Source organism: Dorea sp. 210702-DFI.3.17, from assembly GCF_020560825.1.
In the GTDB taxonomy this organism is placed as follows: Bacteria; Bacillota; Clostridia; order Lachnospirales; family Lachnospiraceae; genus Dorea; species Dorea formicigenerans.
In genome coordinates this window covers 1-13,047 of record NZ_JAJCNB010000033.1, presented here as the reverse complement: position 1 = coordinate 13,047, position 13,047 = coordinate 1, and the positions used below count along the sequence as shown (strand labels likewise).

Sequence of the window (13,047 nt, the reverse complement as noted above, 5' to 3'; positions counted from 1 at the left end):
TATCTTAGCCTTCCTGCTGCCAGTTATGATATACACTTGTAACTTTGGCTCTATCTTCCTCTGTCAATTCAATGTACTTCTTCTCATAAGGACTGCCCATCTGTCGTAAATCCATAAAGAGTATTTCATCTTCTCGATTACGATAGCGTTTTAGCTTTCCATTCTGTTCCACGACACGAGCCTTTTTATTCTTATTGAGTACCCAAAGGGTAACGCTGATGTCTGTGGTATAGAAAAGGTTTCTCGGAAGAATAATGATTGCTTCTACCAAATGATTTTCTATAAGCTGCTGTCTGATTTTTAACTCTGTACCATCATCAGATAATGCACCATTGGCAAGCAAGAAACCTGCTACACCGTTTTGAGAGAGTTTGGAAACAATATTCAGTATCCAACCATAGTTTGCATTACTTGTCGGCGGAACTTCATAGCCGTTCCAACGAGGGTCATCTACAAGCTCATTTTCGGCTCTCCACTGCTTCTGATTGAAAGGCGGGTTTGCCATAATGAAATCTGCTTTAAGGTCTTTGTGCTGGTCATTGGTAAATGTATTGGCTGCCATTTCTCCAAGATTTGCAGAAATACCACGGATAGCTAAGTTCATTTTTGCCAGTTTGAAAGTGGTATTTGTGTATTCCTGACCGTAAATAGACACTTTCTTTTTATTACCGCTGTGTGCTTCTACGAACTTGATGGACTGCACAAACATACCGCCCGAACCGCAACAAGGGTCATAAAGTATTCCATCGTAAGGCTCAAGCATTTCGGCAATCAGGTTTACAATACACTTTGGTGTGTAGAACTCTCCTTTACCTTTTCCTTCTGCAAGAGCGAACTTACTAAGAAAATACTCATATACACGACCTATAATGTCGTTCTCTTTATCATCAGTGTTGATACGATTGATTTCATCAAGCAAAGAAGCCAACTTTGCCGTATCAATATGTAAGCGGGAGTAATAGTTATCCGGCAAAGCACCTTTCAGTGCCGGGTTGTTCTTTTCAATCGTATAAAGTGCTGTATCTATCTTCAGGGCAATATCGTCCTGCTTTGCATTTTCAATAATGTACTTCCAACGGCTTTCTTCAGGAAGATAGAATACATTTTCCTGAGTATAAAACGGCTTCATATCCGCATACTTTTCGCCGTGTGTAGAAATAATCTTATTACGGCATTCCTCAAACTTGTCACTGGCAAATTTAAGGAAGAATAAACTCAGAACAACGTGCTTATACTCCGCAGGCTCAACAGAACCTCTCAGTTTATCAGCACTTTTCCAAAGTGCTTCTTCCATTGATATTTCTTTCTTTGGTTTAGCAGCCCTTGCCATCTATAATTACCTCCGTGTTTTAATCTTCGTCTAAAATAACTTCGCATATATCTCCAATATCACAATGAAACACCTGACATATCCTCATCAGTACTTCAAGAGATACTGGCTCATTCTTATTTATCTTCGTTGCAGCGTATGATGTAATTTCGGCTGCACGCATTAAATCCTGTCTTTTCATTTGATTGTCAATCATAAGTTTTTGAAGTTTGTTATAGCATATCTTCATCAGTAACACCTCTTCATCTTATAATTCTTCTTCGTTACAGTTAACCATTTAACATTATATATTAAATTTTCAGGCATTTCAAGATTTCAGACAGAAATGTAACCTTTCAGACACTAAGGTGTCACTTTTTGCAAACACCTAATGCAACTCTTCTAAAGAATAATAAAAAAGAGATGCCGAAGCACCTCAATTATACATTCTATTATTAACATTCAACGCAATCATTGCTATGACCTTTTCTATCGGCGGCTCTTTTCCGTCCGGTGCAACTGCTTTCCAAAAAGCGATTGCTTCCGGTTCAGCACTTTTCATTGCTTCCCGAATGGCAAACTTCATTTCCTCTTTTACTGCTTTTTCGGTTGTTCCATTTTCTTTTGCTATTTGTCTGAAAATGTCGTTCACTTCTACTTCCTCCTATGTCTATTAGTATGTGTCTATCACTGACAGTTGTTGTTATAGCATATTCTCTCTGTCGAAGTCCCGAAAAATTTGTCGATAGCAGAAATTTTTTATACCGAAAAAAGAAAGCTCGTCGATTAGGACGAACTTCTGTGTTTTATGGAAGTATTTGCTTTGATTGCTTCACAAGTGTATCTATAACTTCATAAATTCTGTTTCTATCTTCAGGAGCAAGTTTTTCAAGCTTCTCATTAAGCATTGAGTTCTTGACTGTATATCCCGTTTCCAGGACATCAGTAAGAACCATATCCGATGATACACCTAAAGCATTTACTATCTTTATGAAAGTTTCGAGTGACGGAATTTTCTCTCCACGCTCAACCATACCAATATAATTTGTTGTCAAATCTGTTTTCTCAGCCAAATCTTCTTGGCGTAATTTCCTCGCAAGTCGGAACTTTCTTATATTCTTGCCGATTGTATCGAGCTTCATCACATCACCTCCCTTAGTGTGTTTCCATAACTAATAGTATAGGTTAAGTTGATTTCAAATCACACGCACCCAAAGGAAGTCAAACCAACTATTAGTGATGATTCCAAACTGTTTTTATGTTATACTATAAAAGTAGTAATTCACGATTGTTAATGGCGAAAGACAAATCACAACCCAAGAGCCAAGTTAAACAATCTCCATAGAATAAACTTAGGGGTAAAAAGGAATGGACGAACAAAAGATAATATTCAGTAATCGGTTTGAAAAAGAGAAATTTGAGGATTACAAAACAGATTTGGGAACTGGCAACACAATCACTCCTGACTTTACGGAAGCTGATGATTTTTTAAAATTTATACAGAAGAACCGCAGAAGTGTTCCAAGTAAAGAGCGAATTGCTGACAAGGATAAATTTATCAAAACCGTTTACGAACTATCCAATAGCTTTGAAATTGACGCTGACCTGATAGAATTTGCCGAGGGATATATCGCCAACATCTATGTAGATTATGCCTGCTACACTGGATATATCAAGAAGCTGTTAGCAATTCTTTTTATCCTTGCCGATGATATTTCCTTTTTAGACGGCAGTAAAGAAAATGCCGATATGCTTTTTAGCTTCACTTATCACACACACCATATTTTCCTGAATAACAGAGAAACAACTGATTTCTCATAATGTACCCGATGGCTACTCAACTGAGCAGCCATCTTTTCAATTTTCCAGACACCGTCTGGAATTTTTAATATGCCGGAATACCGTATCCATAGATATTGCTGCTTCCGACTGCGTACTGTCTTTGCTTGCAGGCGTCGCCTGAGTTGCCCTCTACGGTATAAACTGTGCCATTCTCACACTTCTCTACGATACCAACGTGGTCTGTTGTACCGTCGCCTTCCCAATCAAAGAAGATAATATCTCCTACCTTTGGTTCATAAGTGCGGTCTTGCCATTTCCCATTTGACTTAAACCAGTTTGCACCATCCACGCAACCTGCAAATTTCGGAACAAGTCCGCTTTCAATATACCCGCATTGGTCAGCACACCAAGATACGAAGCAGGCACACCATTCCACTCGACTATTAAAGCCGTACCAGCTCCAGTAAGGTTGTCCGCCCTGATTGCCTAGCTGTGTCAAGGCAACCTCAACAATCGCCTGATTACCTCCGGCAGTAAAGGCTCGCCCATACGGATAGTATCTCAAAACGTGAGCCGGATATTGGGTATCTCCATAACTGTCCCAACCAAGCCTTTGTGCCTGCTGAGTGGAAAACTCCACTGCATTGGCATAAGAATAACCGCCATACTTTGTTTTTGCCCAAGAAATATACCCATTACCGAAGTTGTAGCCTTGCAAGGCAAGTTTGATATGCTCCATATCTATCGGACTTTCCACTTCTGCCGAAGTAAGAGCCGCTTTCAATTCCTGAACTCCACACTGGATAGAATATTCAGGGTCTTTAATTCCATTAGGTTCGTGCGGATACCTTGTATTGAAACTTCCCTCTGCTGCCTGCATAGGGTCAAGTCCTCTGCCACCGCTTTCCTGCATCATAACCGCCTTGATAAGTTCCACATACTCAGGAATGCCGTACTCTTTGGCATACTTCTGTATGATGGGTTCATAGGCTTCTACCTCTGCACTTACCGGAGTATAGGAATTACTGTCACTTCCTCCTCCAAACATTGCTACGGCAGCACCAAACAGCACGACAATCATAATAATCAGAACCGCTATCCAACCGCCTGCGGCGATTGCTGCTACAAGTGCTTTTGTCCCTGCAATAATCGCTTTGACTGTCGCAACAGTAGCTTTCGCTGTGGCTTTAACGGTATCTGCTGTGGCTTTCGCCGCTTTCTTTGCCGTCTGAGCCGCTTTCTGTGTTGCTTTGGCTGTTGTTTTTGCTGTTTTCTGTGCTATAATGGCAGCTTCTTTGGTGGTCTTAATAGAAGTCTTTGCCGTTTGTTCTGCGGTCTTGACCGACCTTTGAACAGTATTGGTTGCACCTTTCGATACGGTCTTGACTGTCGTATTTCCTGCCGACCTTGCAGACTGTTTAATTGTTTTCTCCGTACGCTCCAGAGTTCGGATGCTCTGTTTTCCGACAGGATTGACCGATTGTTTCTGAAGCTGTTTCTCTGCACGCTTGGTCTTGAAATTCTCAATTCCCGTTTTGGCTTTCTGATAATTCTGCCTTGTTTCACGCACACCCCATCTGCCGACTTTATCCGCACGGTATGCAGTTTCGTGAACAGCCCTATCCGTTGCCGCTTCGATTTTATCGGAAGCATATTCCTCTGCGGAATTTTCCGAAGCATTGGTGGAATGTTCTGCCTTATCTTTCGTCATCACATAGGCTTTCTTCATTCGCTCCGTGGCAACTGCTGCCTTATTTATGGTCTTGATTGTACCTTTGCTTGTATCTCTTGTTTTTATATCAGCCATCGGTTTCCTCCTTTCTCGAAAAATAATAGAGAGTGGGGTTTAATCCACTCTCTTAGCGACAACAACAAGCCTGCCATTGTTTCTTGAATATTCACAAGTAGAAAGAGAAATCAGCTTGTCGCCATATTCTGCCGATACTCCGGTATCATACAAAGAAAGTTCCTTGCACTTAACAACATACGCATCAAACTCTGCCGCATTTTCTGCGTCCGTAAACTCATAATACTTAAAGCTATCGGAGCTGTCTGTATAAACGACTGTCTTAAAGACTGCAATCACTTCATACCGGTGTCTGTCCGTCAGTGTATCAAAGGTAATCGTCTTATGACCTTCCCAAAAGCTCTTGTTTCTGTACTTCATCAGTCCCGTAAACATCGAGCCGTCATTCATATAGGACGCATATTCACGAAGAAAAAGGACTCTTCCATAACGGTTTCCCATCTTGAAATAGTCCTTTTCAAATTCCATTGTGTCGGGGCAGATATAATCCTTAAAATCGTGTCCCTTTTTTCTTGTTTCCTTAATATCAAAGTGAAAAGAACTTTCGTCTCCCACACGATAGAAGTCGTGGAAAATACGAAGTCTTTCGTCTGTTTCCAGTTCCACACACTTACTTCCAAGCCTGCCGAAGTGAGCAATCAAATCTGCACCGACACGGGCAAAATATGTTCTTGCGTCCTCCACGCTCTTTTTATTGATGGAAATGGTAATATACTTATCCTGAACAATGGAGTTTGCACCCGTTGCCTTATCAAGAAGCATTTTGTTATATTCCTCTCGATACTCGTCCAGATTATCTCCGGTTGTCGGAATAAGGATTGTCTGCTCAAAATCCAGTCTGTTGAGCCGACGATTATTGATTGTGATTTTTGTCGTTGCACCACTGTCAAGAGAGTTCAGAAGTTCGGAATATTCAAGGAACATCGCTTCCTTATCCTCACGGCTCGCCACTGCATAGTTAATATCCGTAAAGCGGTAGGTCTTTGAATATTTATCCTTTCCCACTTTGAAAATGCCATCATCAAAGATAGCTGCCACGGGAATCACGTCCTGCACCCCTTTCGGTACAACAAATTTTTCTTTATCCTGCTTAAACAAATTTGTAAGAGTCTTAATCATTTGACTTCAATACCTCCTTCTGCTTCTGTTCAATGCTTGGCTTCATCAGTTCGTAATAAACATTGGTGGAGTGAAATACCAGCTTCTTCGGCATTAAAAACTCCGATTTTATCCACGCATAGATTGCTTTCTCTGCGGTCATACCGTTGTACTTCACAAAGCCCAGTGCCGCAAACGGTGCAGCACCCAAAATGCACACCCACGATACGGTTTCCGTGCCAACATACGGTCTGAGCAAGAAATACAGTCCTACCGCAACGCCACAAGCGAGAACAGAAAAAATGAACTGTCTGAGCGACAGTCCAAAAAACATTGACTCTGTATAATTTCTGATTTCTCGGTTAATTTTTACTTCCATATCTGTTTCCTTTCCTGCGGTTTCGGTCTTTCTCCCTCACGCATTTATCATTCAGGCAAAAGACTTTGCCTTTTCGTTTACCGCCATAGTAAACGCATTTCTTACAATCTCTTTGGTTCATCTCAAAATCTCTCCTTAAAGTCCCATCATCTCTCGGATAATACGGTCAGACATTTTCACTGCACCGACAAGAACAAGCATATTAAATACCAGTTCCCCAATATATGCCCACACTTGCGTAACTGCTGCTGCGTCAGGATTCACTACTGGCGGCGATGAAGCAAATACGGAGAAAATAATACAAGCAAGTACAATGACTGCCCCTTCAAGCAGAACTGCACAATAGCTCTTGATAAAACTCTTGCCGACATTCTGTGTCGGTTCTCCTGCAAATGTGGAAAGCGGTATCGGTGCAAGTGCTGTGTACATATACAACTTGAAAAATCGTCCATACACTGTCATTATCAGAATAAACGACAGCACCGTGATAAATAATCCTCCAATAAGCGTTACCGCCCACAAAGGGATACTCTCGAAAAATCCGCAATCCTCTATGGTCGTTACCATCTCTGCGGGCAAAGTCGTCTGTTCCGGAGTTCCAAATCCGGCAGCATTTATAATGGTTGAAATCGTACCTTGCACGATATTAAATAATGCAAGCATAAGCTCCATTCCGTATGTGATAACACCTTTCGCCAGTGCAAAACGAACAAAGAGTTTCAGAGCGTGTTCCGGTTTCTTCACATCTGTAAAACTTCCGCAGGTCTTTACCATACCTATCACGAAAAACAATACAAGCAAGGCAAGCCCGATAGCCTGAACCGCACCGTTGATGTCAACGATAACCTTCCAGATATTCCCGCCCTTAAAGTTCTGCGGTGTAGTTGTGATGAGCGTCCATATTTCTGACAGTTTCTCATTCCAAGTTTCAAGGGCATTTTCAAGATTTTGAACTACCCAGTTATCACTCATTCAAAGCACCTCCTTACAATTAAGGGGTGTACCTTAACTTGGCACACCCCTCGATAACTGTGTAACTCTTATCTTAGCCTGTGATAAGAGTAAGGATTTCTTTCGCAAAAGTGATAATGACACCACCCGCAAGAGTCAGGAAGCCATTGGCTCTCTGAGAAGGGTCGTGAGATTTGAGTGAAAGACCGACCTGCACGATACCAAAGCCAAGCAAAATCATACCGATGGCACGGATAAGTCCGAAGATAAAATCGGACAGATTATTGACTACGGTAAGCGGGTCATTCGCTGCAAATGCAGTCGTTGTCATTCCAAGTGCCAACGCACCGACAATGACCATTGTGCAGTAAGCACGGAAGCCTTTCTTAACCTTTCCGGTCATAGGCAGTTTCTTTGTTTCCTGAATGTCAGTTGCTTTTTTCTTAAAAATAGTCATAGTTGAATACCTCCAAAATTTAATTTGTTTGATTGTTTATGAACAGAGCTTCCATCTCCTCCTCTCTCTGCACAAACGGGGCATACCGTACCTTTCACACGGGCATTGATAACAGATTTCCACTCGTTACCGCATTTACTGCATCTCCACCAGACATTTTTCCTCGACTTTGCATTTACTTCATCAGGCTTCAATGGCAAGTTCTTCTCCGACCACTCCGAAGCAATTTCAGGGTGTGTTGTCTGCAAATCGTTAAACCCTTTCAGGAATATGTACCCACTGCAATACGGGCATTTACTGCCACCGGAACGAGTAGAAATAAGGGTGTTCCACTCTCTGCCGCAATCCTTACACTTCCACCAAGCCTTACGATTGGCAAAGACCGTAACCTGAGTCGGAAGTAACGGATAATTTCTGTCCGACCACTCGGCAGCTATATCCGGCAAAAGCGTTGCAAGGTCATTAAATCCTGCCAACACTTTATTATGGGAACAATATGGGCAACCTGTTTTATTTATTGTCCTGCTCTTAACAGCAGCTTCCCACTCGTGTCCTTTTTCACATCTCCAAATCACTTTCTTATGAGAACCAATAGAAACTTCTGTCGGTTTTATCTTATTCTTTTCCGACCACTGCTTTTCCAGTAGCGGCTCTAATGTTGCCAAATCGTTAATCCCTGCAATCACTCTTGCACCGGAACATATCGGGCATTTCTCTCCATTGGAACGAGCCTTAACGCTTGTCTGCCATTCATGACCGCAAGCACCTCTCCACCATACTTTTTTATTTGAACCGAAAGTAATCTCATCAGGTTTAAGCGGTAAGTTCTTCTCTGACCACTCAGGAACAAGTTCCGGGCGTACTTCTGCTAAACTGTTATTCATAGCCAAACCTCAACCTCCTTGTGCTTAGAGTATATGAAGTTTTAGCTTTATCTTGTAGTTTGCGAATATCCGTATAAATAGAAAAAGCCCTTTGAGAAAAGGATTTCTCCTCTCTCAAAGGGCAAATTGACAAACTTGAATTTGTGGAGGATAAACTATTGTGGATAAAGCAGTTATTTATATACATGGAAAAGGTGGTAATGCTGAAGAAGCTATTCATTACAAACCGTTCTTTAGTAATTGTGATGTGATTGGTCTCGACTATACTGCACAGTTTCCATGGGAAGCAAAAGAAGAATTTCCATTACTTTTTAATTCAATTTATAGAAACTACAAGACTGTTGAAGTAATTGCCAATAGCATTGGAGCGTATTTTGCTATCAATGCCTTATCAAATCAGCAAATAGAGAAAGCATATTTTATTTCGCCCGTTGTAGATATGGAAAGGCTTATTGCTGATATGATGATTTGGGCAAATGTTACAGAGGATGAACTCAAAGAGAAAAAAGAAATTCAGACAACCTTTGGAGAGACTCTTTCATGGGATTATCTTTGCTATGCAAGAGAAAATCCTATTATATGGGAAATCCCAACGCACATTTTGTATGGTGAAAAAGATAATCTTACCGCTTATGGAACGATATTTGAATTTGTACAGAGGACTAATTCAACACTTTCTATTATGAAAAATGGAGAGCATTGGTTTCATACGGATGAACAAATGAAATTTCTTGATGAATGGATAATAAAATCTTCCAAATAAATTCAAGTTGATATTTCACTTATTTTAGGAAATTTAATAACTGTTATATTTGATTATCAAATTCCTCACAAACCCTTGAAAATACTAAGTTTGTAGCAAGTGAACTTTCCCTTACTCTTTCCCTTGTATTATATTCTCTCATTGGTTTTCATGAACCTTAATATGGGAAAAATTAAGGGAAAGAAAAATTCGTACATAGTATAACATATAACAATAACGACATGGTGAACTGAATGAAATGTTTTCGATATTTAACTCTGTAAATGATTATTAAAAAATGGAGATAAGATACAATGAGAACAATTTATGCAGAATACAACATAAACCACGATAGTATTGATGTTTACACAAGTGCCGGATATATGCTTCGCATAAAACATGTAGAGTAAGGTTGCTACAACTCATATTGCCATATATAATAACTAATGACATCGAAAATTAAAGAAATTGATTAGAAATAGATTTTTGTTTGATAATCTTAAATCAGATATTCACAATGGAGGCATATTTATGGCGCAGAGTATTTTAATTGTAGACGATGAAAAAGAAATTGTATCAATGCTGTATTGCTATTTCAGCAAACTTGGATATACGGTATATACTGCAACAGCAGGAAATGCTGCATTAAAAGAAGTAGAAAAAAAACCTGACATTATTTTGTTAGATGTCAATATGCCAGATATAGATGGATTTACTGTTTGCGAAAGGATACGGGATTATGTTTCATGCCCTATAATTTTTTTAACAGCACGCATTGAAGATAGTGATAAAATAAAAGGATTTTCTATTGGCGCAGACGACTATGTAATAAAACCATTTTCTGTTGATGAATTAGAAGCTCGCATTGCAGCACATCTTCGCAGAGAAAAAAGACACAATATATCTTCAAAGGTGCAATTTGATGAAGATATGGTTATAGATTATTCCTCACGTATTGTGTTTTATCATAATAAGGATATGGCTTTTACCAAAAAGGAATTTGATATAATATCTTTCCTTTCGCAAAACAAAGGAATTGTTTTTGACCGGGAAACTATTTATGAAAAAGTTTGGGGATTAGACGGCATTGGTGATAATACAGTTGTTACAGAACATATCAGACGTATTAGGGCGAAATTTTTATCTTTAGGCGATAGACCTTACATTGAAACTGTTTGGGGGTGCGGATATAGATGGAAAAATTAAAGAGAAGCAGATTGTTCAATCGGTTAAATAGCATGAGTATTAGAATGACCTTTGTTCTTTATGCTTTGTTTTCGTTGTTGATTGGAATAATTATTTGTATACTTTTAATTTCAATGGTTGACAGATACAGAATAAATTTAAACTATAAGTATGAAAATCTGTCAACGAGGTATGATATACCGGAAAATGGCTCATTTACCGCCACTTATAGTAATGACCAAACAAAATACACAATATTTGACACGAAAGGAAACGAGATATGCAAGTTCAATGTTGATTATCAAAAAGAACGCCCAGTACACGAATATGTCTATCCGAACCATGTTTCATATATCGAAGTTTTACCTAATTTTACAAACCGGGATAGGCTTATTGACAGTGCTTTAGGTTCATTAAATATTGCAATTATTCCTATCGTATTATCTATTAGTATGATATGTTGTGTAACATTTTTTTATAAAAAAAAATTATCGAAACCTATTAAGCTATTAACTAATGCGTATCATAAAATTGAAGCAAATGACTTAGATTTTACGTTATCATATCCATTAAATGATGAAATGGGGAAACTTTGTCATGCCTTTGAAAAAATGAAAGACTGTTTGTCGAAAAATAATGAAACTATGTTTCGACAATTTGCTGAACAGCGCCGTCTAAATGCTGCTTTTTCGCATGACTTACGCACTCCTTTGACTTTACTAAAGGGTCATGCTACTATGCTGCTTTCCTTTATTCCCGAGGGCGCAACCGTCCGGGCAATGGAGAAGAAAGGCATACGCACCGAGAAAGGCGAGTTCAACCGCTGGATCAAAGCCACCAATGCCGTTATCCGTGACATCAAGAAGAAAATCGCTCTCCTGTTCGATTGGATTGCCGAAGCAAAAGCAGAGCTTGCCAAGCCGCAGGCCCCCGACCTTGTTTCTCTGCTGAACGCCTATTACACCCAGCGCAGAGCCGGGGCGTATTCGCAGAAAGGCAAGGTCAGCAATCTAAAGGAGATGAACGAGACTTTCAATTATCTCCGGGCAAACGGCATTTACTCCCTTGAAGATTTGGAACACCGTGTCAGCGAACACAGTGCTGCCACAGAGAGCTTGAAGAAAACGCTGGACGAACAGACCGCCCGAATGAAAGCAATTAAGCAGCTCTATGACAGCTCCGCTGCTTTCCAGAGCTTGAAGCCTGTCTATGACGGCTTGCAGAAAATCAAGTTTGAGAAGCCCAGAGCCAAGTACAAGGCGGAACACGCCGACGAGCTGAAAATGTTCTACGCCGCCAGACGCAAGCTGACCGAGGAGTTCCCGGACGTCAAGGTGGATATGAAAAAGCTGACCGAAGAGTATGACGAGTTGGAACAGGCGCACGAAACCACCTACGGCGAGTTCAAGACCGTCAGAGACGATTTACACCGTCTTTGGAAGGTCAAGTCATGCGTAGATACTGCCGCCCGATTTAACGAGCGTACAGAGGAACAAATGCTCCAAAATCGACCCCAAACACGACAGAAAAAGGAGGAACTATCCCGATGAATTACACCCAAGCACAGATTGACCGGGCAAATGCCGTCAGTCTGGAAGATTTTCTCCGTACACAGGGAGAGACACTAATCAAAAGCGGACGGGAATACCGCTGGAAAGAACATGACAGCTTGACCGTCCGGGGAAACAAGTGGTTTCGCCACAGCCAGAGTAAGGGCGGCTATCCCATTGATTTTGTCATGGAGTTTTACGGAAAGTCCTTTCCCGAAGCTGTCCAGCTCTTAACCGGCGAAAGCGGCGAGGGACAGAGCGAAGCCAGCACAGCACCGCCCACAGCGTTTCACTTGCCCCTGCACAACAGAACAGCCGACAGAGCAATCCAATATCTCACAGAAAGCCGAGGTCTCAACAAAACGCTTGTTGAGGCTTTTCTTCTTTCCGGGGATATTTACGAGGACGCAAAGCGGCACAATGTTGTGTTTGTTGGCAGAGACCGAAGCGGTACGCCGAGATACGCCCATGTGCGAGGAACGGCAGACCCATTCAGACAGGACATTGCCGGGTCTGACAAGTCCTATCCGTTCCGCTATGAGGGCAACGGCAACCAGCTCTTTGTCTTTGAAGCGCCGATTGACCTGTTATCGTTCATCTGCCTTTATCCGCAGGACTGGCAGACAAGGAGCTATCTTGCCCTGGGCGGCGTTTCGGGCAAAGCCCTTGACCGTTTTCTTTCTGAACGCAAGGACACCCGAAAAGTGTTCCTCTGCCTTGACAGCGACACCGCAGGAAGTGAAGCCTGCACCCGACTGGTACAGTCCATTCCCGGCGAGATCGCCGTCATTCGCCTTGTTCCGGCAAGGAAAGACTGGAACGATGTTCTCCGTCAGCAAGGGGACATACCCAGCCGCAAATTCATAGCCGAGACAATCACGCTGCGAGAGCTGCCCACCGCCC

Annotated in this window: 14 protein-coding genes and 3 pseudogenes; 6 read left to right on the top strand and 11 right to left on the bottom strand. The window is 41.3% G+C overall.

All coding sequences use genetic code 11. The annotated features are described in order from the left end of the window. Window positions 1-4: 4 nt before the first annotated feature. The 4 genes from LI149_RS12535 to LI149_RS12520 form a co-directional block, all read right to left on the bottom strand. Window positions 5-1,330 (bottom strand): class I SAM-dependent DNA methyltransferase, encoded by a 1,326-nt coding sequence (locus LI149_RS12535; RefSeq protein WP_227143430.1) that lies wholly within the window; start codon window positions 1,328-1,330, stop codon window positions 5-7. Between the two features lie 19 nt (window positions 1,331-1,349). Beyond that, a complete protein-coding gene (locus tag LI149_RS12530; protein ID WP_002587820.1) occupies window positions 1,350-1,559 on the bottom strand; it encodes a helix-turn-helix transcriptional regulator in 210 nt (69 codons plus the stop codon). Between the two features lie 186 nt (window positions 1,560-1,745). Next, window positions 1,746-1,961, bottom strand: coding sequence for a hypothetical protein (locus LI149_RS12525; protein WP_023920524.1), 216 nt, complete (start codon window positions 1,959-1,961; stop codon window positions 1,746-1,748). Between the two features lie 154 nt (window positions 1,962-2,115). After that, a complete protein-coding gene (locus tag LI149_RS12520) occupies window positions 2,116-2,451 on the bottom strand; it encodes a helix-turn-helix domain-containing protein (RefSeq protein WP_002594686.1) in 336 nt (111 codons plus the stop codon). Between the two features lie 226 nt (window positions 2,452-2,677). Here LI149_RS12520 and LI149_RS12515 point away from each other — a divergent pair, with 226 nt between their 5' ends. After that, window positions 2,678-3,130, top strand: a complete 453-nt coding sequence (locus tag LI149_RS12515; RefSeq protein ID WP_008118497.1) for a hypothetical protein — start codon at window positions 2,678-2,680, stop codon at window positions 3,128-3,130. A 64-nt stretch (window positions 3,131-3,194) separates the two neighbouring features. Here LI149_RS12515 and LI149_RS12510 read toward each other — a convergent pair whose 3' ends face one another. The 7 genes and pseudogenes from LI149_RS12510 to LI149_RS12485 all read right to left on the bottom strand — a co-directional run bounded on the left by LI149_RS12510 (window position 3,195) and on the right by LI149_RS12485 (window position 8,667). Further along, entirely contained in the window at window positions 3,195-4,898 is a 1,704-nt protein-coding gene (locus tag LI149_RS12510; RefSeq protein WP_023920522.1) for a lysozyme family protein, read from the bottom strand. A 39-nt stretch (window positions 4,899-4,937) separates the two neighbouring features. Then, window positions 4,938-5,291, bottom strand: a pseudogene (locus LI149_RS15645) (class B sortase); the annotation flags it as partial. After that, window positions 5,286-6,017, bottom strand: a pseudogene (locus LI149_RS12505) (VirB4-like conjugal transfer ATPase); the annotation flags it as partial. The pseudogenes LI149_RS15645 and LI149_RS12505, both read right to left, overlap by 6 nt. Then, window positions 6,010-6,375, bottom strand: coding sequence for a PrgI family protein (locus LI149_RS12500; RefSeq protein WP_023920514.1), 366 nt, complete (start codon window positions 6,373-6,375; stop codon window positions 6,010-6,012). The gene LI149_RS12500 and the pseudogene LI149_RS12505, both read right to left, overlap by 8 nt. 135 nt (window positions 6,376-6,510) lie before the next feature. After that, entirely contained in the window at window positions 6,511-7,347 is an 837-nt protein-coding gene (locus LI149_RS12495; RefSeq protein ID WP_023920512.1) for a hypothetical protein, read from the bottom strand. 73 nt (window positions 7,348-7,420) lie between these two features. Next, window positions 7,421-7,783: a hypothetical protein gene (locus tag LI149_RS12490; RefSeq protein WP_015512775.1), complete on the bottom strand. Its 363-nt coding sequence runs from the start codon at window positions 7,781-7,783 to the stop codon at window positions 7,421-7,423. Continuing rightward, on the bottom strand, window positions 7,780-8,667 hold the full coding sequence (locus tag LI149_RS12485; protein WP_227143428.1) for a zinc-ribbon domain-containing protein: 888 nt from the start codon (window positions 8,665-8,667) through the stop codon (window positions 7,780-7,782). The genes LI149_RS12490 and LI149_RS12485 overlap by 4 nt, the downstream gene beginning before the upstream one ends. Window positions 8,668-8,827: 160 nt before the next feature. On the opposite strand from LI149_RS12485, the gene LI149_RS12480 reads away from it, so the two are divergent. The 5 genes and pseudogenes from LI149_RS12480 to LI149_RS12460 form a co-directional block, all read left to right on the top strand. Beyond that, window positions 8,828-9,430, top strand: coding sequence for an alpha/beta hydrolase (locus LI149_RS12480; RefSeq protein ID WP_118365101.1), 603 nt, complete (start codon window positions 8,828-8,830; stop codon window positions 9,428-9,430). A 293-nt stretch (window positions 9,431-9,723) separates the two neighbouring features. Next, window positions 9,724-9,804 (top strand): annotated as a pseudogene (locus LI149_RS12475) (toxin-antitoxin system protein); the annotation flags it as partial. 136 nt (window positions 9,805-9,940) lie between these two features. After that, on the top strand, window positions 9,941-10,615 hold the full coding sequence (locus tag LI149_RS12470; protein ID WP_044944580.1) for a response regulator transcription factor: 675 nt from the start codon (window positions 9,941-9,943) through the stop codon (window positions 10,613-10,615). Continuing rightward, window positions 10,603-12,144, top strand: a complete 1,542-nt coding sequence (locus tag LI149_RS12465) for a HAMP domain-containing protein (protein ID WP_227143427.1) — start codon at window positions 10,603-10,605, stop codon at window positions 12,142-12,144. Before LI149_RS12470 ends, LI149_RS12465 begins: the two co-directional genes overlap by 13 nt. Then, on the top strand, window positions 12,141-13,047 hold a 907-nt coding region (locus tag LI149_RS12460), incomplete at its 3' end, for a toprim domain-containing protein (RefSeq protein ID WP_227143426.1). The genes LI149_RS12465 and LI149_RS12460, both read left to right, overlap by 4 nt.

Bases quoted from the DNA above. Each gene is read 5' to 3' on its own strand.
- LI149_RS12535 (WP_227143430.1), bottom strand. From the start codon at position 1,330: ATGGCAAGGGCTGCTAAACCAAAGAAAGAAATATCAATGGAAGAAGCA.
- LI149_RS12530 (WP_002587820.1), bottom strand. From the start codon at position 1,559: ATGAAGATATGCTATAACAAACTTCAAAAACTTATGATTGACAATCAA.
- LI149_RS12520 (WP_002594686.1), bottom strand. From the start codon at position 2,451: ATGAAGCTCGATACAATCGGCAAGAATATAAGAAAGTTCCGACTTGCG.
- LI149_RS12515 (WP_008118497.1), top strand. From the start codon at position 2,678: ATGGACGAACAAAAGATAATATTCAGTAATCGGTTTGAAAAAGAGAAA.
- LI149_RS12510 (WP_023920522.1), bottom strand. From the start codon at position 4,898: ATGGCTGATATAAAAACAAGAGATACAAGCAAAGGTACAATCAAGACC.
- LI149_RS12500 (WP_023920514.1), bottom strand. From the start codon at position 6,375: ATGGAAGTAAAAATTAACCGAGAAATCAGAAATTATACAGAGTCAATG.
- LI149_RS12495 (WP_023920512.1), bottom strand. From the start codon at position 7,347: ATGAGTGATAACTGGGTAGTTCAAAATCTTGAAAATGCCCTTGAAACT.
- LI149_RS12490 (WP_015512775.1), bottom strand. From the start codon at position 7,783: ATGACTATTTTTAAGAAAAAAGCAACTGACATTCAGGAAACAAAGAAA.
- LI149_RS12485 (WP_227143428.1), bottom strand. From the start codon at position 8,667: ATGAATAACAGTTTAGCAGAAGTACGCCCGGAACTTGTTCCTGAGTGG.
- LI149_RS12470 (WP_044944580.1), top strand. From the start codon at position 9,941: ATGGCGCAGAGTATTTTAATTGTAGACGATGAAAAAGAAATTGTATCA.
- LI149_RS12465 (WP_227143427.1), top strand. From the start codon at position 10,603: ATGGAAAAATTAAAGAGAAGCAGATTGTTCAATCGGTTAAATAGCATG.